Origin of the sequence: Microbacterium jejuense (genome assembly GCF_019511665.1) — a bacterium.
Lineage (GTDB): Bacteria > Actinomycetota > Actinomycetes > Actinomycetales > Microbacteriaceae > Microbacterium > Microbacterium jejuense_A.
Map to the genome: position 1 here is coordinate 62,521 of NZ_JAEUAW010000014.1, position 25,416 is coordinate 87,936.

Sequence of the window (25,416 nt, forward strand, 5' to 3'; positions counted from 1 at the left end):
TGAGGGCGGCGGAGGCCGCGAGCCCCTGCAGCCCCATCGGGTTGGACGCGTCGAGCGAGACGCCGCCGGTCACGACGAGCGTCGCGCCCTCGCCGATGACGGCCTCGTTGACGAGGACCAGCACCTGCACGGCGACCGATCCGGCGACGGCGGCGTCGCCCTGCCCCGCCGCGGCCGCGATCGCCCACGCCTGGAAGTCGTTGCGGGCGTTCGCGGGAGTGAGGCCCGTGACCGCGACCGACCCGGCGGTGACGTCCGCGCCGGCGCCGATCGAGCCGCGGTTGGTGACGGTCGCGACGTTGAGCCCGACGGCGGCGCCCACCGTGTTCGAGTCGTTCTCGATGCTCCACGACGTGCCGAGTGCTTTGGCCGCGGCATCCGTCTCATTCGAGGCGAGCACCGCGAACACGCCGTCGACGACGATCGTCAGCGCCGGGACGACGGTGGCGAGGCTGTCGACGGTGATCCAGTCGACTGCGACGGCTGCGGCGACGCCCACGCCGTCGCCGGACTGGCCGGACTGGCCGTTAGCCTGGCTGTTGCCCTGGGCGACGCTGTCGCTCGACGACGGCAGGGTGCCGCCGAAGCCGCTCGTGGCCGGCGTGCCGTCGAGCTGCTGCTGCGCCTGCTGGTCGGCGTTGTCGGCGTCGCTGCCGCTCTCGGAGCCGCCGAGCGTGCCTCGTGCGCTGGCCTTGGCCGAAGCGCTCGCGTGCAGCTCGGTCGCGGCGATGAGCCACAGCGCACCGGCGGTGATGTCGCGGGCGACGGTCGCGCGCACGTCGATGTCCACGACGTTGACCACGATGATCGCACCGATGGCGACGCTCTGGCCGGCGGCATCCGCGTCGCCCTCGACGGTGACCGATCCCGAGTGCGTCGCCCGCACCATGACGGTGCCGGTCGCGACGAACGGTCGAGGACCGGGCGTGCCGATGCGTGCCAGCACCACCGGCAGCACCACGTTGATGCCCACCGCAGGGCTGACGGCGGTGCCGCCCTCGGAGCCGGCGGTGACCTCGTTGAGCACGGCGTCGGTGTGGTCGGCGCGCACCGTGACGTTCGCCCCGCCGGTGACGTCTGCGGCGTCCTCGATCTCGGCGCGGGTCACGTCGTCCGAGATCACGTTGATGGCGACGGATGCGCCGACGCCGGTGCTCGACCCGCCCGCCGTCGCGTCGGCCTTCGCCTTCGCCGTGTCGGTGCGGCGGTTCTCGGCCGCGATCAGCACGTCGCCGGTTCCGAAGTCGACGCGGGCGCTCGACGGGATCCACGCCTCGGTGCTGTCGAACACGATGTTGAGGGCGACCGCGCCCGCCACGCCCACGTCGTCGGAACCGGCGCCGGCGTTTGCGATCGCCGAGAAGTCGTGCGTGGTGTCGGAGCCGACCGTCGTCATGAGCGCCGCGGCGGTGAAGCCGTTCGCCGCGATGACCGCATCGTCGCCGACCCACACGTTGTTGACGACGAAGGCGAGGTTGAGGGCGACCGCCGCGCCCACGCCGGCGTCGTCCTGCGCGAGCGCCGTGCCGCTCGCCTCGGCCTTGCCGTCGACCTGGGCGGACGACGTGAGCCACACGTGTCCTCCGGCCGTGAGCACGAGGCCGTCGGGAAGCCACGCCGTGAAGCTGACGTCCGAGATGGTGAGGGCGACGGCGCCGGCGACCGACACGCCGCCGTCGCTGGTGGAGGCCGACGGGCTGTCGCTGTTCTGCACGCCCGCGCCGCCCTGGCCGAGGCTCGCCGCGTTCGCGTAGTCGCGCTGCTGCTGCACCTGGCCGTCGACGCCGCCCGACGGCGCATCGCCGCTGGACTCGCCGGGCGCGCCGCTCGCGGAGGCGCTCGCGGTCGCGCCGTTCAGTGACGAGCCGGTGGCCGAGAACGCCGTCCATCCGCCCGCGGTGACGCTGCGGCGCGTGGTCGCGAAGACGCTGTCGAAGGCGAAGTTCAGCGCGATGGCCACACCGACCGCGGCATCCCCCGTGTCGGTGGCCACGGCGCCGGCCGTCGTGTGCGCGGCGGTGTGCTGCATCGCCGAGACGAGCACGTCGCCCGTCACGACGATCGGGCCTGAGGCGAGCGACCCGATGACCGCGCTGGTGCTGACATCCGACACCGTGATCGCGATCGACGGCGTGACGGTGACGTCGCCGCCCTTGGCGCCCATGCTCGCCTCGGTCGTGGTGCGGCTGACCGACGAGGCGGCGACCGTAAGGTCGTCCGCTCCCGTGAGCGAGACCTCGTCGTCGAGGCGCGCGTGCGTGTCGCTCGTCACGAGGGCGAGAGCGAAGGATGCCCCCACGCCGGCGTCGCCCGTGGCGACGACGCCCTCGCCCGCGGCCAGCGCCTTGACCGTGGTGTCGATCTTGCTGCCCGCACCGAGCGTCGCGTCTCCGCCGGTGAGGATCACGGTGCCCGAGACGGCGGCGAGCGTGTCGAACCACACGAGGCCCAGCGCCACGGAACCCGCGACCGAGACCTTGCCGCCGCCGGCGCCCGACGACGCCACGGCCCGGATCGTGGAGGTGTCGTCGGCCCCGTCGAGCGTGATCGTCGCGAGCACCGCCAGCGCGTGGGCGCGGAGGGTCAGCGTGGCCGGCACGACGGAGCGGTTCACGACGTCGACGTACGTGATGGCTACCCCCGCGCCGATCGCGGCGTCGCCGCCGCGCGACGCCGAGCCGTCGCCGCCGGACGCCGCGTCGGTGTTCTGCGACGACGAGAGCGTCGCGGTGCCCGCGGCGGTGATGTCCGACACCTGCGGCTCGACGATCGAGCGGGCACGGATCGTCGCGATGACGATGCCGATCGCGGCGGCGACGTTGACCGGCCCCGAGCTGGTCTCGGCGTTCGGCGTCTCGGCGACGCCCGATCCCTCGACGCCGTAGTCGCCGGCGACCTGGTCTGCGTAGTCGCGCTGGCCGCCGACCTGCTCGTCGACGCCGGTGCCCGGCGCGCCGCCCTCGGTCGCGGGGTCGCCGGTGCCGGCGTCCTCGTCGTTCTCGGGGGCGCCGGCCGCGGAGGCCGCCGCGAGGGCGCTCGAGCGGGACCAGCTGAACGCCTGCATCGTGAGGTCGCCGCCGGCGGTGGTGTTGCGCCCGAGCATCGCCGTGACGGTGTGGTTGGCGATGGTGAGCGCCAGGCCGACCCCGACGGCCGCGTCGTCCGAGGCGATGGCGGCGGCAGAGGCCGCGTTCTCGGCGGAGGCGTGCTGGGTGGCGCGGATCAGCACGGCGCCGGTGGTCACGAGCGCCCCGGTGCCGATGCGCGCGAGCGTCGTGACGTTCGACAGCACGATCGCGACGGCCGGGGCGATCGCCACGCCGCCGCCCTTGGCGCCCATGCGCGCCTCGGTCGTCGTCGCGTCCGCGGCCTCGGCCGTGAGGCTCACGCCGCGTGCTCCCGTGACCGACACGTCGTCGGCGATGAGCGCCGACGTGCGGTGCGTGTCGAGCGTGAGCGCGAAGGATGCCCCCACGCCGGCGTCGCCCGTGCCGCTCGCGCCCTCGCCCACCGGCAGCGCCGTGACCGTGCCCGCGACGGCGCTGCGCGCGAGGAGTGCGACGTCGCCGCCGGTGAGGACGAGCGTGCCGTCGACCGCCGCGAGGGTGTCGGTGGTGACGATCGCGATGGCCACGGACCCTGCGACCGACACGTTGCCGCCCGCGGCGCCCGACGAGGCTGCGGCGCCGAAGGTCGAGGTGACGTCCGCGCCGTCCGGGGTCACCGTGGCCGAGAGTGTGACGTCGTGCGCGGTCACCGTGAGGAATGCCGGGACGGTCGCACGGTTGGTGGTCTGCGAGAAGGTCAGTGCCACGCCGGCGCCGATCGTGGCATCGCCCTCGCCGGCCGCCGATCCGTCGCCGCCCGAGCGGGCATCGGTGTTCACGCTCGTCGCGAGCACGACGGCTCCGGCCGCGGTGATCGACGACGCCGTCGGCTCGATGACGGTCTCGGACCGGACCGTCGAGACCACGATGCCCACGGCGGCGGCGACGCTCACCGGGCCCTCGCTCGTCTCGGCGCTCGGGTTGGCGGTCGTGCCGGAGTCGGCGCCGCCATTCGCTGTCGAGACGCTGTCGGCGTGGTCGCGCTCGGTCTGCGCGAGCTGGTCGACACCGGTGCCCGACCCGCCTCCCGGGTTGCCGGGGTCGCCCGACTCCTCGTTCTCGGGTGCGCCCGCCGCGGACGCGGAGGCCAGGGCGCTCGAGGACGAGACGCTCGATGCGCGCAAGACGACATCCGCGCCGGCGGTGACGCTGCGCGCGAGTGCACTGGTGGCGCCGTGGTTCGCGATCGTGAGCGCGAGCGCGACGCCGATCGCGGCATCCGCGGCGTCCAGCACCGCCGACGACGCCGTGGTCGCCGCGGCGGCCTTCTGGGTGGCCGCCATCGTCAGGCTGCCCGCGAGCGTCAGGACGCCGGTGCCCACGCGCGTCCACGTCGTGACATTGGAGAGGGTCACGGCGACCGCGGGGGCCAGGGCGACGTCGCCGCCCTTCGCGCCCATGCGCGCCTCGGTGACCGCCGTGTCGACCGCCGTCGCGGTGAGGGTGAGGTTGCGGGCGCCCGTCAGGCTCACGTCGTCCGAGAGTTCGGCGCTCGTGCGGTCGGTGATGAGGTTCAGGGCGACGGATGCCCCGATCCCCGCGTCTCCGGTGGCGATGACCCCGTCGTCGTGCGGGAGCGCCGTGACGGTGCTCGCGACGGAGCTCGATGCCGTGAGCGCCGCGTCGCCGCCGGTGAGGATGACGGTGCCGTCGACGCCGGCGCGCGTGGTGTGGTTCACCACGGCGAGTGCGAACGACCCGGCGACCGAGATCTTGCCGCCGCCGGCACCCGAGACGGCCTGAGCGCCCATGGTCGCCGTGGTGTCGGCGCCGTCGGCGCTGACGGTGGCGCTGACGATGAGGTCGTGCGCGCGCAGCGTGAGGGTGGCCGGCACGTCGGCAGCGTTCGTGACGTTCGCGAGGGTCAGTGCGACGGCTGCGCCGATGGTCGCGTCGCCGTCGCCGGCCGCCGACCCGTCGGCGGACGATGCCGCATCGGTGTTGGCGCTCGTGGCGAGCGCGACGGTTCCGGCGGCGGTGACCGCGGCGACCGCGGGCTCGATGATCGTGCGGGCCCGGACGGTCGAGATCGTGATGCCGATCGCGGCCGCCACGTTCACCGGACCGTCGCTCGATTCGGCCGTCGGCGCGGCCTGATCGCCCGAGTCGTCGCCGCCGTTGGCGATCGCGACGGAGTCGGCGTGCGCCCGTTCGCTCGCGGCGAGCTCGTTGACGCCCGTGCCCGACGCGCCGCCCGGGTTGGCCGGGTCTGCCGAGTCCTCGTCGTTCTCGGGCGCGCCCGCGGCCGAGGCGGCTGCCGTCGCCGACGACACCGAGATGCTCGACGCCTTCAGCGACACGTCGGCGCCGGCGGTGACGGTGCGACCGAGGGCGCTTGTGACGATGTGGTTCGCGACCGTGAGCGCCAGCGACACGCCGATCGCGGCATCCGCCGCTCCCAGCACTGCCGCGGAGGCGGTGGTGGCCGCCGATGCCTTCTGCGTCGCCGCCATCGTCAGGCTGCCGGCGACCGAGAGCGAGCCGGCGCCGATGCGCGTCGACGTCGTGACGTTCGAGAGCGTGATCGCCACCGCCGGGGCCAGCGCCACGTCGCCGCCCGCGGCGCCCATGCGCGCCTCGGTCACCGCGGCATCCGTGGCGGTCGCGGTCAGCGTGACGTGCCGTGCACCGGTCAGGCTGACGCCGTCGGCGATGTCGGCCGTCGTCTTGTCGGTGATGAGGTTGAGCGCGACGGAGGCGCCGAACCCGAGGTCGCCGGCGCCGGTCACCCCTTCGCCGGCGGGCAGGGCTCGGACGGTGCTCGCCACGGCGCTCGCGGCGGTGATCGCCGCATCGCCGCCCGTGAGGGCGACGGTGCCGTCGACGCCCGCGCGCGTGCTGTGGTTGACCACGGCGAGAGCGAACGACCCGGCGACCGACACGTCGCCGCCGCCGGCACCGGCGACGGACCGCGCCGAGACGGTCGAGGTCTGGTCGGCTCCGTTCGGGGTCACTGTCGCCGAGACGAGGAGGTGGTGCGCGGTGACCGTCAGAGTCGCGGGGACCGTCGACCGGTTCACGACGTCGGCGAGGGAGATGGCGACGGCCGCGCCGATCGTCGCGTCGGAGCCCTGCGAGGCGGACCCGTCGGCTGACGACGAGGCGTCGGTGTTGGCCGAGCTCGCGAGGGCTGCCGTTCCCGCAGCGGCGATCGCCGTCACGCCGGGATCGACGATCGTCTCGGCCCGCACCGTCGCGAGGGTGAGGGCGACGGCCGCGGCCGCGTCGACCTCGCCCTGCGACGACTCCGGCGTGGGCGTCGTGGCCGTACCCGCACCGTCGCCGCCGTTCGCGGTCGAGGCGGCGCCGGCATGCGCGCGCTCCGTCTCGACGGCATCCGCGACACCCGAGCCCGAACTGCCGCCCCCGCCCGCCGATTCCGGCGCCCCGGCCGCCGAGGCTGTGGCCGACGAGGCCGACGACGAGATGCCGACCGCCCGCAGCGACACGTCCGCCCCGGCGGTGACGGTGCGGCCGAGGACGCTCGTGACGGTGTGGTTGGCGATCGTGAGCCCGAGGGCGACGCCGATCGCCGCATCCGCCGCGGCCGATACGGCCGACGTGGCGGTCGACGATGCCGATGCGGTCTGCGTCGCGATCATGGTGAGGCTGCCGGCGATCGTGAGCGCGCCCGAGCCGATGCGCGTCCAGGTCGTGACGTTCGAGAGCGTCACGGCGACGGCGGGAGCCAGGGCGACGTCGCCGCCCTTCGCCCCCATGCGCGCCTCGGTGACGCCGGTGTCTGCGGCGGTCGCCGTGAGCGTGACGTGGCGCGCTCCCGTGAGGACGCCGGCGTTCGCGACCTCCGCGCTCGTCTTGTCGGTGATGAGGTTCAGCCCGACCGAAGCGCCGAACCCGAGGTCGCCCGCCTCGGTCACCCCCTCGCCGGCCGGGAGCGCCGTGACGGTGCTCGACACGGCACTGGCGGCGGTGATCGCCGCGTCGCCGCCCGTGAGGGCGACGGTGCCGTCGATGGCGGCGCGCGTGAGGTGGTTCACGACGGCGAGGGCGAACGAGCCCGCGACCGAGACGTCGCCGCCGCCCGCGCCCGCGACCGACCGGGCCGAGATGGTCGAGGTCTGGTCGGCGCCGTCGAGCGCGACGGTGGACGAGAGGATCAGGTCGCGCGCGCCGACGGTCACGTCGCCCGGCACGTTCGCGCGGTTGCTCACGTCGGCGAGGGTGATCGCGACCGCGGCGCCGATCGTCGCGTCCGAGCCCTGCGAGGCAGAGCCGTCTGCCGACGACGAGGCGTCCGTGTTCGCTGCGCTCGCGAACATGACGGTGCCGGCGGCGGTGACCGCGATCGCCGGGCCGACGCGCGTCTCGGCGCGCACCGTGGCCAGGGTGATCGCGACGGCGGCCGCGACGTTCACGCCGCCCTGCGACGACTCCGCCTTCGGAGTGGTCGCCGTCCCCGCGCCCTCGCCGCCGTTCGCGGTCGCGGTGGAGTCGGCATGGGCGCGTTCGGCGGCGACGGCCTGGTCGACGCCCGCGCCCTCGCCGCCGCCTCCGGTGCCGCTCTCCGGCGCTCCCGCGGCGGAGGCGGAAGCCGTGGCCGCCGACGACGACAGGCTCGACGACCTCAGGCTCACGTCGGCGCCTGCGGTGAGCGAGCGGCGCAGGTCTGCGGACACGGAGTGGTTCGCGATCGTGAGCGCCAGCCCGACGCCGACTCCGGCGTCCGCGGCTCCGAGCACGGCCGCGGATGCGGTCGTGCCCGCGGCGGCCTTCTGGGTGGCGACCGACGTGAGCGAGCCGGTGAGCGAGAGCAGTCCGCCGGTGCCGATCCGCGTGGAGGTCGTGACGTTCGAGAGCGTGACGGCCACGGCCGGCGACAGCGCGACGTCGCCGCCTGCGGCGCCCATGCGCGCCTCGGTCACCGCGGTGTCGCTCGCGGTGGCGCCGAGCGTCACGTGGCGCGCACCTGCGACCGTCGCCCCGTCGGCGAGCTCAGCGAGCGTCCTGTCGGTGATCAGGTTCAGGGCGACGGAGGCACCGAACCCGACGTCGCCCGCGTCGGTGACGCCCGCGCCCGCGGGCAGAGCCTTCACGGTGCTCGAGACGGCGCTGGTGGCCGTGACGGCCGCATCCCCGCCCGTGAGGACCACGCCGCCGTCCACGGCCGCGCGCGTGAGGTGGTTGACGACGGCCAGCGCGAACGAGCCGGCGACCGAGACGTCGCCGCCGCCCGCGCCCGCGACCGACTGCGCCGAGAGCGTCGAGGTCTGGTCGGCGCCGTCGGCGGTGACGCCCGCCGACACGATGAGGTCGTGCGCGTTGACGCTGACGCCCGTGGGCACCGCAGCGCGGTTGACCACGTTCGCGAGCGTGATGGCGACGGCAGCGCCGATGGTCGCGTCCGCGCCCTGCGAGGCCGAGCCGTCGGCAGAGGATGCGGCATCCGTGTTCGCGCTCGACGCGAGCATGGCGGTCGCACCTGCGGTCAGCGCGACGCCCGTCGCGATGGCGGTCTCGGCGGTGACCGTCGCGAGGGTCACCGCGACAGCCGCCGCGGCGTTGACCCCGCCCTGCGAGGATTCCGCCGCCGGGGCGGCAGAGCCCGCCGCGCCCGCACCGCCGTTGGCGGCAGATGTGGCCGAGGCGTGGGAGCGTTCGGCTTCGACGGCCTGGTCGACGCCGGTGCCGGCTCCTCCCCCGCCGCCCGCGTTCTCGGGTGCGCCCGCGGCGGAGGCCGAGGCGGTCGAGGCGGAGGCCGAGACGCCGAAGGTCCGCAGGCTCGCGTCGACCGCGGCCGTGACGTTGCGGGCGAGCCGCGCCGACACGCTGTGGCCGCTGACCGTCAGGGCGAGGCCGACGCCGACGCCCGCGTCGCCGGCGCCCAGCACCGCGGCCGATGCCGTGGTGGCCGCCCGCGCCTTCTGCGTGGCGGTGGCCGACAGGCTCCGCGCCAGGCTGATCGGCGCGCCGGCCCCGAGCACGACCGATGTCTCGACGGTAGACAGGGTCACGGCGACAGCTGGCGAGAGAGCGACCTCGCCGCCGGACGCGCCCATGCGTCCTTCGGTGACCGCTGCCGAATCCGCGGTCGCCGCGAGCGTGAGGTCACGAGCGCCGCTGATCGTGGCACCGGTCGACACCTGGGCGGTGGTGCGGTCGGTGACCAGGTTGAGGGCGACGGATGCCCCGACCCCGAGGTCGCCGGCGTCGGTGACCCCCGCACCCGCGGGCAGCGCCGACACGGTCGACGACACCGTGCTCGCCGCGCTGACCGTGGCATCGCCGCCGGTGAGCACCGCGCCGCCGTCGAGGACCGAGAGTGTGGTGTGGGTGACGACGGCGAGCGCGAACGAGCCTGCGACCGAGACCTTGCCGCCCCCGGCTCCGGCGACCGAGCGGGCGCCGAACGTCGAGACGGTGTCGGCGCCCGACGGCTGCACGCCCGTCTGGAGCGTCAGGTCGTGCGCAGCGACCGTGGCGCCGGCCGGAACGATCGCGCGGTTGACGACGTCGGCGAGGGTCAGCGCGACGGCCGCGCCGATGGTGGCGTCCGCGCCCTGCGACGCCGAGCCGTCGGCGGTCGACGTGGCATCGACGTTCGCCAGTGAGGCCAGCGACACCAGGCCGGCCGACGTGACGGTCACTCCACTCGTGAGGCGGGACTCGGCGCGGGCCGTCGTGAGCGTCACGGCGACAGCCGCGGCGGCGTTCACGCCGCCCTGGGAGGACTCGGCCTTCGGCGTGGCGGCGGCGCCGCTGGCCGATCCGCCGTTCGCGGTGGCCACGCCGTCGGCGTGCGTGCGCTCGGCGGCGACGGCCTGATCGACGCCGGTGCCGCCGGGGCTGCCTGCGTCGCCGGAGTCGGCCGGGTTCTCGGGCGCCCCGCCCGCGGACGCCGTGGCGGTCGAGCCGGCGGTGGAGGTGAGGAACGTCGCGAGCGTCACGGTTGCGGCGGTGACGCTGCGGGCGAGCTCCGTCAGCGACGCGTCGTTCGCGAGCGCGAGCGCGACGCCCAGTCCCACTGCGGCGTCGCCGGCGCCCAGTGCCGATGACGACGCCGTGCCTACGGTGGAGGACTCGAGCACCGCGTCCAGATCGACGGTGCCGGCCGCGGTGAGGAGCGTCCCGGTGCCGATGCGCGCGGTTGCGGTCACCGTGGTCAGGGCGACCGCCACGGCGGGCGACAGGGCCACGTCGCCGCCCGCGGCACCCATGCGCGCCTCGGCCGTGGCGGTGCTGCGACCGGAGGCCAGCAGCGTCACCGCGCCGGCGCCCGTGACGGTCGCGCCGTCGCCGATGTCGGCCAGCGTCCGGGACGTGACGACGGCGAGCGCGACGGAGGCGCCGAAGCCCAGGTCGCCGGCGTCCGTCACACCGGCACCTGCCGGCAGCGCCGCCACGGTGGTGACCGTGCGCGCGACGGCGTTCGAGGCGAGCGCGCCGCCGGTGAGGGCGGCCGCGCCCTCGACTCCGGCGCGTACGAGGTGATTCACGATCGCGAGCGCGAACGATCCCGCGACCGAGACGCTGCCGCCGCCCGCACCGGCGACGGAGCGGGCGCCGAAGGTCGAGACGTCGTCGCCGTCGGCCACGACGGTGGCCGTCGTCGTCACGGCCTGCGCGGCGACGGTGGCACCCGCCGGCACGACCGCACGGTTGACGACGTCCGCCCGCGTGATCGCGACGGCGGCGCCGATCGTGGCGTCGGAGCCCTGCGACGCCGAGCCGTCGGCCGCCGCGGACGCGTCGGTGTTCGTGCCGGTGACGAGGCTCACCATGCCCGCCGAGGTGAGGACGACGCCCGCGGCCAGCGAGGCCTCCGCCCGCACGTCGGCGAGGGTGACGGCGACCGCTGCGGCGGCGTTGACGCCGCCCTGCGACGACTCCGCCGCCGGGGCCGCAGACGCCGTTGCGGCCGCCCCGCCGTTCGCGGTCGACGCGCTCGAGGCGTGGGCGCGCTCCGCCTCGACGGCCTGGTCGACGCCCGTGCCGGAGGTGCCGCCGCCGGAGTTCTCGGGTGCGCCCGCCGCCGACGCCGACGCGGTCGACGTCGAGGACGACACGCTCGTCGCCTGCAAGTGAGCCGCGACGGCGGCCGAGGCGCTGCGCGAGAGGACCGCCGTCACGGTGTGCTGCGCGATCGTGAGCGCGAGAGACAGACCGATGCCGGCGTCGCCCGCCGCGAGCAACTGTGACGATCCGGTGGAGGTCGCGGTCGCGCGCTGCGTGGCGGTCGCGGTGAGCGATCCGGCCAGGGTCAGCAGCGATCCCGTGCCCAGGCGCGCCGTCGTCGTCGCGGTCGACAGGGTCACGGCGACCGCGGGAGCCAGCGCGACGTCGCCGCCGCGGGCGCCCATGCGCGCTTCGGCCGCGGCCTCGCCGCGGCCGTCGGCCGAGAGGGTGAGATCGCGTGCGCCGGTGAGCGTTGCACCGTCCGCCAGCTCTGCGACGGTCGACTGCGTCACCAGGGCCAGCGCCACCGACGCGCCGACGCCCAGGTCGCCCGCATCGGTCACCCCTGCGCCCGCCGGGAGGGCCGCCACCGTCGTGGCGGTGCGGCTGCCGGCGACGACGGTGGCATCGCCGGCGGCCAGTGTCGCCGAGCCGGCGATGGCGGCGCGGGTGGTGTGGGTGACGACGGCGAGGGCGAACGCGCCGGCAACCGAGACCTTGCCTCCGCCGGCACCGGCGATGGAGCGTGCGCCGTAGGTCGAGATGCCGTCGCCGCCGGGCGCGGAGGCATCGGCACGCACCTGCAGGCTCGCGGCCGCCACGGCGGCGCCCGCGCCGAGCTCCGCGACGTTGTCGACGGTGGCCAGCGTGATCGCCACCGCCGCGCCGATCGTGGCGTCCGCGCCCTGCGATGCCGACCCGTCCGCCGTCGATGCCGCGTCGGCATCGGCGCGGGCGAGCAGGATGACGCCGCCCGTCGCGGTGAGGCTCACCCCGGGGTCGAGCCGCACGCGGTTGTCGGTCGTCGCGAGCGTGACGGCGATGGCCGCCGCGGCGTTCACGCCGCCCGCCGACGACTCGGCCTTCGGCGTCGCCGAGCCCGCGGCTCCGGCCCCGCCGTGCGCGGTCGAGGTCGCGTCGGCGTGCGCGCGTTCGGCTGCGACAGCCTCGTCCACGCCGGTTCCGGCGGCGCCACCCGGGTTGCCCGGATCGGGCGAATCCGCGCCGTTCTCGGGCGCGCCGGCGGTGGAGGCCGTCGAGGTCGACGTCGTCGCCGAGAGCATGCGGGTCTCGAGGGTGGCGCTGGCCGCGGTGACGCTGCGCGCGAGCTCGACGGCGCCCGCGACGTCGGCGATCGTCAGCGCGAGCGAGATGCCCACGCCCGCGGTGCCGGCCCCGACGACGATCGCCCCCGCGGTCGAGGCGGCGATGGAACGCTGTGACGAGAACAGCGACAGAGCCCCGCTCAGGGTGGTCGCGGCAGCCGCCGCTCCGATGCGGGCGACGGCGGTGCCGGTGACGAGCGTGACGGCCACGGCCGGTGCCACAGCGACCTTTCCGCCCGCCGCTCCCATCCGCGCTTCGCTACGCACCTCCGAGTCGCCGGCAGCCATCACCGTGAGGTCGGTCGCTCCGCTGACGGCCGAGCCGTCGGCGAGCTCGGCGATCGTGCCTGCCGTCACGGCCGCGAGCGCGAAGGAGGCTCCGAGGCCCAGGTCGGCGGCATCCGTCACTCCCTGTCCTGCCGACAGGGCCTTGGCCGACGCGACCAGCACGCTCGCTGCGCTGATCGCTGCGGCACCCGTGAGGGTCGCCGTGCCAGCGAGTGCGGCCCGCACGTCGTGCGTGGCGAGGAGGACTGCCACGGACCCTGCCACCGAGACCTTGCCGCCGCCGGCGCCCGCCACCGACTCCACCGACAGCCGCGACACCGGATCACCCGGCTCCGCCAGCGCGCGGGCGGCGATCGTCAGCTGTCCGGCGACGATCGTGACGCCGGCCGGCACGACCGCGGCGGCGTCGACGTCCACGAGCGCGAGCGCGACCGCGGCGCCGATCGTGGCGTCGGCGCCCTGCGAGGCCGAGCCGTCCGCGCGGACGCTCACGTCGGTGTCGGTCGCGGTGTCGAGCCGCACGAGCCCGGTCGACGTCACCGTGATGCCGGGAGCGAGGTCGACACCCGCACCCACCGTCGCGACGACGACCGCCACCGCCGCGGCAGCGTTCACGCCGCCCTGCGACGTCTCGGCGCTCGGCGTGGTCGCACCGCCGGTGCCCGCGCCGCCGTTCGCGGTCGAGACGGCGTCGGCGTGATCGCGCTCGGCGGCCACCGCGGCGTCCACGCCGTTCCCCGCGGCCCCGCCCGGGTTCGACGCGTCGCCCGAGTCGGCGCCGTTCTCGGGGGCGCCCGCCGTCGAGGCGGTCGCGTTGGCGGTGGCATCCGAGGTCGAGTGCGCCATCAGGTCGACGCTCGCGGCCGTGAGGCTCCGTGCGAGCGCGACGCGGGTCGAGTGGTTCGCGAAGGTGAGCGCGACGGCGGCGCCGATCCCGGCATCCCCCGCCCCGACGACGATCGCGCCCGCCGTGGAGGCGGCGGAGGCCGTCTGCACGGCGGCGATCTGCACGGCCCCCGCCGCCGTCACGAGCGCGCCCGTGCCGATGCGCGCGAGCGTCGAGATGTTCGACAGCGTCACGGCGACGGCCGGCACGATCGCGACGCCGCCGCCGGCAGCGCCCATGCGCGCTTCGGTGGTGGACGTGCTGGTGCCCTTCGCCAGGACGGTGAGTGCGGTGATGCTCGGCAGCGCGCCGCCGTCGCCGACACCGGCGCGGGCGTCGATCGTCACGAGGGCCAGCGCGACAGCGGCGCCGAGGCCGAGGTCGCCGGCATCCGTCACGCCCTGCCCCGCCGGGAGGGCGGCGACCGTCGTGGTGGCGTCGGCTTCGGACGAGATCGTGACCGCTCCGCCGCCCGCCGAGCCGTCGACCGTGGCCGACGTGGCTCGATCCACGATGGCGAGGGCGAGGCTGCCCGCGACCGAGACCTTGCCGCCGCCCGCCCCGGCGACCGCCCGCGCGCTGGTCGTCGAGGTGGTGTCGGCGCCGTCGGCGACGGTCGTCGCCCGCAGCGTGGTGGCCGGGGCGGTCACGCCGGCGCCGGCGGCGATGGCGGCTCGGTGGGTGAGCGTCGCCAGCGTCAGCGCGACGGCCGCGCCGATCGTGGCGTCGGTGCCCTGCGAGGCCGCCCCGTTCGCGTCCGAGGCCGCGTCCGTGTTCTCGCCCGCGGTGATCGCGACGGCGCCGCCGGCTGTGATGACGGCGCCGGAGAGGAGGGATGCCTCCACCGCCGCCGTGACGACGGTCACGGCGACCGCGGCAGCGGCGTTGACCTGGCCCTGCGAGGTGGCCGCACTCGGCGTGGCGGCGGTGCCCGAACCGGAGCCGCCTGCCGCCGTGGCGATGCCGTCGGCGTGGTCGCGTGCGCCGGAGACGGCCGTGTCCACTCCGCTGCCGGCGGCGCCGCCCGGGTTCGAGGCGTCGCCCGAGTCGGCCGGGTTCTCGGGCGCGCCGGCGGCGGATGCCGACGCCGTCGACGTCGAGGTCGACACCGAGCCCGCACCCAGCGTGACGGCGCCGCCGACGGTGGCGCTGCGGCCCAGGGTCGCGCGCACGGCGTGCGTCGATACGGTGATGGCGAGCCCGAGACCGACGGCCGTGCCGGCCGACGTCCCGGTGGCGGCGCGCGCCTCGGTCGACGCGCTCGCGCGCTGCGCGGCGCTCACGAGCAGGGCGCCGGTGAGCCCGATGGCGCTGCCCGAGCCGATGCTCGCGATGGTCGACACGGACGACAGTGTCACCGCGACGAACGGGGCGACGGACGCGTCGTCCCCTCGCGCCGAACCCTGCGCGACGGCGGTGGCGGCATCCGCGGTGCTCGCCGTGATGCTCACGTCGTCGGCGCCCGCGAGGATGGCGCCGTCGCCGATGGCGGATCGCGTGTGGTGGTCCACACTGGCGAGGGCGAACGCGGCGCCGATGCCGGTCGTGGGAGTGCCGGGCCCGCCGTCGGCGAGCAGTGCGCTCGTGGTGGTCTGCGCGGCCGACGAGGCCGAGATCGTGAGCGATCGATCGGCGCCCGCGAGGGTCACGCTCGAACCGGTGGCCAGTCCCGCGGCGGTCGTCAGGACGACGACCGAGATGGCGACGGATCCGGCGACCCCGAGGTCGCCCCCGGATCCCGGACCGGCGGTGGCGGTGGTGGTGAAGCGGTGCGAGGCGTCGGATGCGCCTGCCGCGTTCTTCGGGGCGATGCCCGCGATGAGCTGGAACGTGTCAGCGGTGATGCTGGTGGAGGGGCCGACCTCGGCGCGGACCGTGACATCCGCCAGAGTGATCGCGACGGCCGCTGCGATCGTGGCACCGCTCGGGGGTCCGCGTGTCGCCGGCGAGCCGGTCGCGGTCGACGCGGCCGACAGGTTGCCGAGCGCCTCGAGTCGCACGGTGGGCGCGACGAGGGCGATGCCCGACACCGAGACGTCGGCGTTCAGCTGGTGGACGGTGAGGGCGAACGCGGCCGTCACGGTGACGTCGCCCTGCGGCGTGCTCGGAGTCGGGATCGGCGTCGAGCCGCTGCCTCCGGTGCCGTCGGTCGCGGCTCCCACCGCCGGTGCGACGCCATCGGCCCACGTCCGGGCATCGCCCGCCTGAGCTGCCGGCGTCTGCGCGGCGGGCGAGCCGTCGGCCGGCGCGCCCGTGGCCGATGCCGAAGCCGTCGTGGCGGATGAGGCCATGCCGGTCGCGGTGAGGGTGATCGCCGCGGCGGTCAGGTCGCGGGCCAGCTCGGAGCGCCCCGCGTGATCGGCGAACGTCAGCGCGATGACGGCCGACACCGCGGCGCCGTCCTCGGCGCTGACGTTGCCGGTGGCCGTCGTGACGACGGGCGCCGTCTGCGTCGCCGTCGATGTGTACGCGCCGGTGATCGTGAGCGGCGAGCCGGTGCCCAGCCGCGCGAGGGTCATGACGTTCGAGATGTTGACGGCCATGACCGTCGAGATCGCCGCGGCGGAGGCGACCCCGCCCTGCGCCTCGGCGGTGGCGGGCGAGGTGGACGTCGCGGCGAGGCTGAGGTCGGCGGCACCCGTGAGAGTCGCGCCGTCGCCGATCTCGGTCACCGCGCGGTCGTTCGCGATGTTGAGGGCGATGCTGGCGCCGATGCCGGTCGTCGCGCCGGCGAGGCTGCCGGGCAGAGCCCGGGCGATCGTGTCGTTGTCGCCGGTCGCGGCGAACGCCAGATCGGCGCCGGGGGCGGTCACGGTCACGCCGGCGAGGATCGCCGCGCGGGTGAGGAAGCTCGCGACGTTGATGGCGAGGGCCCCGGCCGCGCCGACCATCGATGCGCCGCCGGCGCCCGACACCGACTGCGCGCGGTACTCGTTGACCCCTGCTGCCGTGCGCGGCGCGGCGACGGCGGATGCCCTCACGCCGCTCGCCGTGAACGCGGCGTTGCCGATGCGTGCCTCGGTGCGCGCGTTCGCGACGTTGACCGAGACGCCGACGCCGACGCCGGCGGCGGACCCGCCGACGGCCGATCCGTCGGCCTCGGTCACCGCCGAGCCGGACGAGACGGCCGAGACCGTGACGCCGGCGCCGCCCGCCGTCACCGCGATCGGCGATGCGCCGCCGACGGAGGCGATGGTCTCCTGGTCGAGGTCCGAGAACGCGAGGGCGCCGGCGACGCCGATCGCACCGCCGGGTGCAGAGGCGTACCCGCCGGGCTGCGACGTGGTCGCGGTGGTCGCACTGGGCGACGTGCCGTTCGCGGTCGCTCCGCCCGGGCTCGCGGTGGCCTTCGTGAGCAGAGCGTGGGTCGAGTCTGCCACGACGGTGAGCGGCCCGCCCGAGACGATGCCGGCGGCGGCGGTGCTGTCGATGACCGCGGTCGTCCGGATCGTCGCGTCGGTGGTCGCGATCGCGGCACCCGCGGTGGCGGCGGTCGCGTCGGCGGTGGTCGTCGCGGTGGTGACGGTGGTGGCCGAGAGGCTCACGGCTCCGCCGGCGAGGACGGACGCGGTGCCGGTGATGCGGGTCACGGCCGAGTTGTCGATGGTGGCGTGCGCGACTGCCGCGTCGATCGAGGCATCCGCTCCGGTCCCCGTCGACGTCGTCACGAGGGTCGCCGTGGACGAGCTGGCGAGCGAGACCGCGCCCTGCCCCTCGATGCGCGAGGAGCCGGCGAGCTGCACGAGCGCGGACGCGACGCTCTCGCCGATCGCGAGGCCGACCGTGGCCCCGGGGTCGGCGGTGTTGACGGCCGTGGCTGTGGCGGTGACGTCTCCGCCCCGCACGACGGCGTCGGTGAGGATCACCTCGGCGATCGCGGGCGTGTCGTCCGTCGTGGTGGCCGTCGCGACGAAGGCGACGTCCGCGGCCCCGGCGTCGAGCACCGTTCCCGCGTCGACCACGACGCGCGTCGCCTCGAAGCGGAAGGTCACGCCGTGGAAGGTCAGCAGGCCGGTGATGCGGATCGTCGCGCCCTTGCCCGTGGTCTTGACGTTGAACGAGCCGAGCGGCCGGACCGAGTGCGATTCGAACGCGTTGGCCAGGCTGCGCACGAGGATGTAGCCGATGTTGACCGTGTCGGCCGACACCTCGATCGTGTCGTCGTCCGTCGCGTCGGCGAAGTCGAAGTCGGTGACGTCGGCAGGACCGACGGGCTCGAGGCCGTCGTAGGCGATCGTGCTGCCGCCGATGACGAGCGTGCCCGACTGCGGACCGGTCGGGCGCGAGGTCATCGCGCCGTGCGCTCCGGTGAACCGCAGCACGTCGTAGCCGCCCGCGCCGCCGTCGACCCGGCCGATGCGTCCCGACGGGGCGATGACGAAGTCGTCGCGATTGCCCGCTGCCCCCTGGAGCACGTCGAAGCCCGAGAAGCGCTGCCCGCCGACGGCGCCCGTGCGTGCGCCGTCGACCTGCCAGGTCGTGTCGGCCGCCGGTCCGTGCAGCACGTGCCCGCTGCCGACGGCGACGAGCTGGCCGACGCCCGAGAAGGCGATGCCGCCGACGGACCCGCCGCCTGCTCCGTCCGAGTTCCAGGCGACGCCGGCACCGCTGACGGCCAGGGCCGACGCCGAGGTGACGGTGACCGCGATGCCGAGCGCGGCCGGCAGGCTGACGCGGCCGCCGGCCGAGATCGTGAGAGCGGTGAGGGATGCCGCGGCCCGCCGCGCGGTGACGCCATCGGCGACCACCACCACGTCGGTCCCGTCGATCGTGACCGACACATCGCCGGTCGCCGATACGTGCCAGGGACCGGGCTCCTCCGCCGCGGACTCGACCGTCTCGGCCGGGACAGCCGGCTCGGTCTCGGCCGGCGCGGGGTCGGTCGTCGTGTCGCCGACCGGCTCGGACGCCGGCTGCTCGCTCGACGACGCGGGCTCGACCGGCGACGCGGGCTCGGTCTGCGGTGCGGCCGGCTCTTCGGCCGACTGCGGGTCCGCCGACTCCGGCGACTCAGGCTGCGGCTCGACGGCGGCCGGGTCCGGCGCCGCCTCGGCGGCCGGAGCGGCATGGTCGGCACCGGTCGCGGTGGCATGAGACGCGGCGGCACCGGTTGAGGCCTCGGCACCATCCGCCGTCGCATCGAACGGGCGCACGTCGAGCATCGCCGGAGCACCGTACATCGCGTCGCCGGACGCCTCGGGCGCCGGGGTCGGGTCGGGTGTCGGCTCCGGATCCGGCGTCGGCGTCGGCGTCGGCGTCGGCGTGGGGATCGGCGGTGTGGGCGGGTCCGGCGGATCCGGCGGCTCAGGAGGCGTCGGAAGCCCCGGGATCGTCGGCGTCGGCGGCGTCGCCGGCCCGCTGCCGATCGAGCCGGGGTTCACGGTGCCCGGGCCGCACGTGAGGCTCGTGCTGCTGGTGCTCGTCGTCGACGAGTTCGTGGTGCTTCCGCCGGCCTGCGGCGTCGAACCGGTCGACACCTGCTGGCAGTTCGGGCCGAACGGCGAGACGGGCGCGGCCGGCGGAGGCGGTGGCACGACCACGACCGTGACGGTCGTCCGCGTGCGCGGCGGCGTGACGGTGACCGGCTCGACGGGCGCCGTGGGCACCACCTGCTCGACCGGCACCTCCTGGGGTGCCGGAGCGGGAGCGTCGCCGAGGTCGGCGGGGCTGAACACGAGGGGCGCCGGAGTCTGCACGGCCGGCGCGGCTGTCTCGGCGGGGGCGGCAGCGGCCGGAAAAGCCCAGGTCAGCTGCGAGAGCACGAGCGAAGACGCGACGAGGGCCACGACGGCGGTCCTCCGCCGGCCGTGCACCTCGGCCACCGCCGCGTCATCGCCGCGACGGTGCGCCCGCAAAACCCCGAAAACGGGGGATCTCCGACTCATGGGGCCCCTTCTGCCCATTCGTCCTACAGAAATCCCCACCCCCGTACGCACCACCAGACTCGGTGCGCATCCGTTTGGGAATGTAACCGCTCAGACGAACATCCACAAGAGAAGAGTCAGATGCTGGATCTGGAATACATGTGTCGAGAAACAGAGAAGGTCCCGCCGGAGCGGGACCTTCTCACGTTCGATGGCGCGGGATTCAGAGCCCCGCGATGATCTCGCGCATCAGCGACGCGGTCTCGGACGGCGTCTTGCCGACCTTGACGCCGGCGGCCTCGAGGGCCTCCTTCTTCGCCTGCGCGGTGCCCGCGGAGCCCGACACGATGGCGCCGGCGTGGCCCATGGTCTTGCCCTCGGGGGCGGTGAAGCCGGCGACGTAGCCGACGACCGGCTTGGTCACGTTGGCCTTGATGAAGTCGGCCGCGCGCTCTTCGGCGTCGCCGCCGATCTCGCCGATCATGACGATCGCCTTGGTCTCGGGGTCGGCCTCGAATGCGGCGAGCGCGTCGATGTGCGTCGTGCCGATGATCGGGTCGCCGCCGATGCCGATGGCGGTCGAGAAGCCGATCTCGCGCAGCTCGTACATCATCTGATACGTCAGGGTGCCCGACTTCGACACGAGGCCGATCGGTCCCTTGCCGGTGATGTTGGCGGGCGTGATGCCGACCAGCGACTCGCCGGGCGTGATGATGCCGGGGCAGTTCGGGCCGATGATGCGGGTCTTGTTCCCCTTCGACTGCGCGTACGCCCACGCCTCGGCGGTGTCGCCGACGGGCACGCCCTCGGTGATCACGACGAGCAGCGGGATCTCGGCGTCGATGGCCTCGACCATGGCGTCCTTCGTGAACGCGGGCGGCACGAACGCGATCGAGACGTCGGCGCCGGTCTTCTCGATGGCCTCGGCGACCGAGGCGAAGACGGGGAGCTCGACGGGGTTGCCGTCGGCGTCGGTGTGCAGGACGGTGGTGCCGGCCTTGCGGGCGTTCACGCCGCCGACGACCTGCGTGCCCGCCTTGAGCATGAGCGCGGTGTGCTTGGTGCCCTCGCCGCCGGTGATGCCCTGGACGATGACCTTGGAGTCCTTGTTGAGGAAGATCGACATGTCTGTTCTTTCCTAGTTCCGGATGCTGAGGGGTCAGGCGTTGGCGAGCTCGGCGGCCTTGTCGGCGCCCTCGTCCATCGTCTCTGCCAGGGTCACGAGCGGGTGGTTGGCGTCGCGCAGGATCGCGCGGCCCTCTTCGACCTTGTTGCCGTCCAGGCGCACGACGAGCGGCTTCGAGGCGCTCGAGCCCAGCTCGGCAAGTGCGCCGACGATGCCCTTGGCGACCGCGTCGCATGCCGTGATGCCGCCGAAGACGTTGACGAACACGCTCTTGACCTGCGGGTCGCCGAGGATGACGTCCAGGCCCGCGGCCATGACCTCGGCAGACGCGCCGCCGCCGATGTCGAGGAAGTTGGCGGGCTTCACACCGCCGTGGTTCTCACCCGCGTACGCGACGACGTCGAGCGTCGACATGACGAGGCCCGCGCCGTTGCCGATCACGCCGACTTCGCCGTCGAGCTTGACGTAGTTGAGGTCGTTCGCCTTGGCCTTGGCCTCGAGCGGGTCTGCGGCGGCCTTGTCTTCGAGCAGCTCGTGGCCGGGGTGGCGGAAGTCGGCGTTCTCGTCGAGCGAGACCTTGCCGTCGAGCGCGATGATGTCGCCCTCTTCGGTGAGCACGAGGGGGTTCACCTCGACGAGCGTGGCGTCCTCGCCCTTGTACACGTTGAAGAGCTTGACGAAGACGTCGCTCACCTTGTCGACGAGGTCGTCGGCGAAGCCGGCGGCCTGCGCGATCTCGACCGCCTTCTGCTTGTCGATGCCCTGCAGCGGGTCGACCGCGACGCGGGCGAGCGCCTCGGGACGCTCGACGGCGAGCTCTTCGATCTCCATGCCGCCCTCGACGCTGCACAGCGACAGGTAGGAGCGGTTGGCGCGGTCGAGCAGCACCGAGAAGTAGTACTCCTTGTCGATGCGGGCCCCCTGGGCGACCATCACGCGCTTGACGACGTGCCCCTTGATGTCGAGGCCGAGGATCGCCTTCGCGGCCTCGTAGGCCTCGTCGGGCGTCTTGGCGACCTTCACACCGCCGGCCTTGCCGCGACCGCCGGTCTTGACCTGGGCCTTGACGACGACGACACCGCCGATCTTCTCGGCTGCGGCACGCACCTCCTCCGGCGTGTCCGCGACGATGCCGGCGAGCACCGGCACCTCGTACTTCTCGAAAAGGTCTCGTGCCTGGTACTCGTACAGATCCACAGTTGTTTCCTTCGCAGGTGGCGAATGGGGTGGGGATGACGCTCAAAAGCGTCTCGACGTCGAGATATCGACCAGTCCCCCAGCCTACTACCGCTTGCTGTCCGGTTCTGACGGCAGCGACGCGCCGCGGCTGGCGGCCGCCGGCGCCGGTTCGGGTTCGTCGATCTCCTCACCGGGCACGCGGGGCAGCCGCGCGAGGTCGCACAGGGCCGGCCCCTCGATGCGGCGGCCGTCGGCGGTGAACCGCGATGCGTGCAGCGGGCAGTCCCACGTGAGCTCGGCGTCGTTCCACCGCAGCACGCCGCCCAGGTGCGAGCACACCGCGCTCACCGCGCGAGTGCGCCCGTCGACGGTCGAGATGCCGACGGGCTGACCGCCTCGGTTCGCGACGACGCCCGCGCCCTCGGCCGGGCGGCGCACGGGCGTCGGGGTCGCCTGGGCGCCGAGCCACCCGGATGCCGCCTCCCAGCCCACACGGAGGTTCTCGACGCCGCCGCGCGCGAGGTCCGCCGGCACCGTGAACCGCGTGGCGATGACGTTCATCCATTCCGGCCGGTCCTTGTGGGGAACCTTCCCGATCTCTGCGGTGATGCGCAGCGCCGCCGCCGGGGCGTTGGACAGCCCCCACTTCGCGAAGCCGGTGGCGAAGCGAATGCGGCCGAGCCCTCGCGGCATCGCGCCCACGAACGGCACGAGGTCGTGCGACTCGTAGTCCTGCGCCGACCACCACGCGACCGGACGTGCGCCCGGGAAGTGCTCCGCGGTCCAGGAGATGAGGTCGTCGATCTCGGCGCGCACCGAGGTGACGCGGCCCACGGCGAAGCCGTCGCCGCCCACGATGAGCTGCGCCTGCTCGACGGGCCCGTCGTCGGCCGTCACCGAGCGCACCGACTTGGTGCGCCCGTCCACGGTGATCGACAGTCCCGACGGGACGGGCCCGTCCGTCGCGAAGGCCACGCACGACGAGCGCAGGCCGCGCACCTTGGCGAAGTACAGGCCGCGGTCGACGATGGGCGTCGCCGTCGCGAGCACCACCTGTCCGGCGCCGGCGTATCCGGCGGTGGTCTCGACGCCAGCCCGCGGCACCGCGTGCACGCGCGTGACGCGCACCCCGGTGTGCAGCGCTCCGCCGGCGTCGAGGAACGCCCGCGCGAGCGCCAGCAGCAGCCGCTGCGGATCGATCGCGACCTGGCCGTCGAGTGCGACAGCGTCCAGCATGGGAAAGGGCGAAACCGCGAGCTCTTCGGTCGACGCGCGGCGCACCTGGAGCCCGGCCTCCGCCGCGGCGCGCAGCTCGGCGTCGACGCATTCCACGCCCTCGGGCGTCTGCGCGTACGAGTAGGCGGTGCGACGCGTGTAGGGCACGCCCAGCTCGTCGGCGATGCCGGTGATCCAGCGCGCACCGTCGAGGTTGGCCTCGACGTACGCGCGGGTCAGCCGTGCCGGATGGTGACGCCGCAGCGCAGACAGCACGGAGCCCTGCAGCACGGTCAGCTTGCCGGTGTTCGCACCCGACGTCAGCTCGCCCACCTCGCCGGCCTCGATCACCGCCACGTCACGGCCTTCGCGGGCGAGCATGAGCGCGGTGGAGAGGCCCGTGAGACCCGCCCCGACCACGAGGACGTCGCGGTGACGGCCGGGCTCGAACGGGGTTCCCGGCACGCGGTCGGCGTCGCGCTTCCAGATCGGGGTCATTCCTCAAACCAAGTCGACGGCTCCCGCGCCGTCGACCCGCTTGACAGAGCGGCACCCGCGGGTGGGACCCGCCCGCCGCCGTCCATCCCGACGTCGCCACCGCGCGGACTAGGCTCTCCTCAAGATGTCCGACACCACCGCCGCCCAGGGCCTCAGCGCCGCACAGGCCGCTTCGCGCGCCGCCGTCGTCGCCGCCGCGCTCGAGCTGTTCGCCGAGCAGGGGTTCGACCAGACGTCGGTCGAGCAGATCGCGCAGGCCGCGGGGGTCTCTCGGTCGACGTTCTTCCGCCAGTTCGGCGGCAAGGACGACGTGGTGTTCACCGACCACGAAGAACTGCTCGACATGCTGCGCGACTACCTGGCGCAGCCGCACCGCGACCCGTGGGCGGCCGTCTGCGAGGCATCCGTCCTCGTCTATGCGCACTTCGCGGCCGATCCCGAGCTCGCCCGTCGCCGGTACCAGGTGGTGCGGCAGGTTCCTGCACTGCGCGACCGCGAGATCGTCACGGTGTTCCGCTATGAGCGACTGTTCGACGAGTATCTGCGCGCATCGCTGCCGGGGCTCGACCCCCTCGACGCGGTCGGCTTCGCGGCGCTGGTGACGGCGATCCACAACCACGTGCTGCGCCGTCTCATCCGCAGCCCCAAGAAGGTCCCCGCGTCGGTGCTGCGCACGGCGCTCGACGACGCCCGTCGCCGCTTCGGCGTGCTGCCCGGCGACGAGTCGGCCCCCACGGGCGACGACGTGGTGGTCGCGGTCTTCCCGCGCGCGACGCCGACCGCTGAGATCGCGCGCCGCCTGCGCGAGCAGCTGGATTCCTGACCCGCCGGGTCAGAGGGCGTCGTAGACCGCCTGCAGGTACGTGCGGCCGCGTTCGGACGCGAGGATGCCGTCAGACATGCGGTTCATGACGTAGGCGAAGGTGACGCCCCGGTCGGCGTCCGCCGTCACGAGCGAACCGCCCCACCCGCCCCAGAACGCGACACGGCCCTCGGGGATGTACGCGGTCGACAGCGGATGCCGCAGACCCCACCCGAGCCCCCACCGCAGCGGCAGGCCGAGCACGAGGTCGACTCCCTCGACGGGCGCGGCGAAGACGCGGTCCACGGTCTCGGCCGCCAGCATCCTCTCCCCCGCCACGGCGCCGCGACCCGCGATCAGCGCGTTCAGTCGCGCGGCCGAGCGCGCGTTGCCCTGCCCGCCTGCGCCGCCCACTCCGGCCGCACGCCACGCGCGCGTCCACGTGATCTCGGCGCCGAGCACGGGCCCTGTGAACGTGCGCGCGGCGGGCGAGTCCGGCGGCAGCGCCGACAGGTCGAGCTGCGACGGCGGGGGCGGGACGACGGGCGATACGCGCGCATCCTCGGACGCGGGCAGCCCGAGCCAGAAGTCGGCGCCCAGCGGCCCGGCGAGCTCCTCGGCGACGAACGCGCCCAGTCCTCGCCCGGTCACCGCGCGGACGATGCCGTGCACGAGGTGGCCGTAGTCCAGCAGGTGATACCCCGAGGCGGCGCCGGCGGGCCACCACGGCGCCTGGGCGGCGAGCCGGTCCGTGGCGGCGTCCACGTCGAGGATGTCGTCGGGCGTGACGGGCTGATCCCACCCCGACACCCCCGACGAGTGCGTCATGACATGCCGGACGAGCACGGATTCCTTGCCCGCAGCGGCGAACTCGGGCCAGTACGCCGCGACCGGCGCATCGGGGTCGACGGCGCCGCGGTCGATCAGCAGCAGCAGTGCGAGCGACGTCACGGTCTTCGAGATCGACCACACGTTCGTCAGCGTGTCGCGTCCCCACGGCACCGTGCGCTGCGCGTCGCTCCACCCGCCCCACACGTCCACGACGGGCCGTCCGTCGACGAGCACGCACAGCGATCCGCCCAGCTCCTGGCCGTCTTCGAGGTTCGCGCGGAACGCGTCCACCAGTCCTGCGAACCGCTCGTCGGCCTCGCCGTCCGCGGTCTTCGCTCCTGCGACCTCGATCGACATCCCGTCTCCTTCGACGCTCCGGCG

6 protein-coding genes (1 of these 6 only partly in view) are annotated in these 25,416 nt (G+C 74.7%); 1 reads left to right on the forward strand and 5 read right to left on the reverse strand.

Going from position 1 to position 25,416, the window contains the following annotated elements; all coding sequences use genetic code 11:
• The 4 genes from JNB62_RS15705 to JNB62_RS15720 form a co-directional block, all read right to left on the reverse strand.
• Positions 1 to 19,306: the 5' portion of a beta strand repeat-containing protein gene (locus JNB62_RS15705; RefSeq protein WP_220301843.1), read on the reverse strand. Its footprint begins 13,400 nt before the window's first position; 19,306 of the gene's 32,706 nt are visible here — the first part of the coding sequence; the start codon lies at positions 19,304 to 19,306; its stop codon lies beyond the left edge, outside the window.
• Between the two features lie 301 nt (positions 19,307 to 19,607).
• Positions 19,608 to 20,510: a succinate--CoA ligase subunit alpha gene (sucD, locus tag JNB62_RS15710; RefSeq protein ID WP_220301844.1), complete on the reverse strand. Its 903-nt coding sequence runs from the start codon at positions 20,508 to 20,510 to the stop codon at positions 19,608 to 19,610.
• A 33-nt stretch (positions 20,511 to 20,543) separates the two neighbouring features.
• On the reverse strand, positions 20,544 to 21,707 hold the full coding sequence (gene sucC / locus JNB62_RS15715) for an ADP-forming succinate--CoA ligase subunit beta (protein ID WP_220301845.1): 1,164 nt from the start codon (positions 21,705 to 21,707) through the stop codon (positions 20,544 to 20,546).
• Positions 21,708 to 21,794: 87 nt separating this feature from the next.
• Positions 21,795 to 23,402 (reverse strand): FAD-dependent oxidoreductase, encoded by a 1,608-nt coding sequence (locus tag JNB62_RS15720; protein WP_220301846.1) that lies wholly within the window; start codon positions 23,400 to 23,402, stop codon positions 21,795 to 21,797.
• Between the two features lie 124 nt (positions 23,403 to 23,526).
• Between JNB62_RS15720 and JNB62_RS15725 the strand changes: the two genes are divergently transcribed.
• Positions 23,527 to 24,225, forward strand: coding sequence for a TetR family transcriptional regulator (locus tag JNB62_RS15725; protein ID WP_220301847.1), 699 nt, complete (start codon positions 23,527 to 23,529; stop codon positions 24,223 to 24,225).
• A gap of 9 nt (positions 24,226 to 24,234) precedes the next feature.
• Here the strand turns inward: JNB62_RS15725 and JNB62_RS15730 are convergent, their stop codons facing one another.
• Positions 24,235 to 25,392, reverse strand: coding sequence for a serine hydrolase domain-containing protein (locus JNB62_RS15730; RefSeq protein WP_220301848.1), 1,158 nt, complete (start codon positions 25,390 to 25,392; stop codon positions 24,235 to 24,237).
• Positions 25,393 to 25,416: the final 24 nt, after the last annotated feature.

Coding starts and splice junctions, on each gene's coding strand:
- JNB62_RS15730 (WP_220301848.1), bottom strand. CDS start 25,392: ATGTCGATCGAGGTCGCAGGAGCGAAGACCGCGGACGGCGAGGCCGAC.
- sucD (WP_220301844.1), bottom strand. CDS start 20,510: ATGTCGATCTTCCTCAACAAGGACTCCAAGGTCATCGTCCAGGGCATC.
- JNB62_RS15720 (WP_220301846.1), bottom strand. CDS start 23,402: ATGACCCCGATCTGGAAGCGCGACGCCGACCGCGTGCCGGGAACCCCG.
- JNB62_RS15725 (WP_220301847.1), top strand. CDS start 23,527: ATGTCCGACACCACCGCCGCCCAGGGCCTCAGCGCCGCACAGGCCGCT.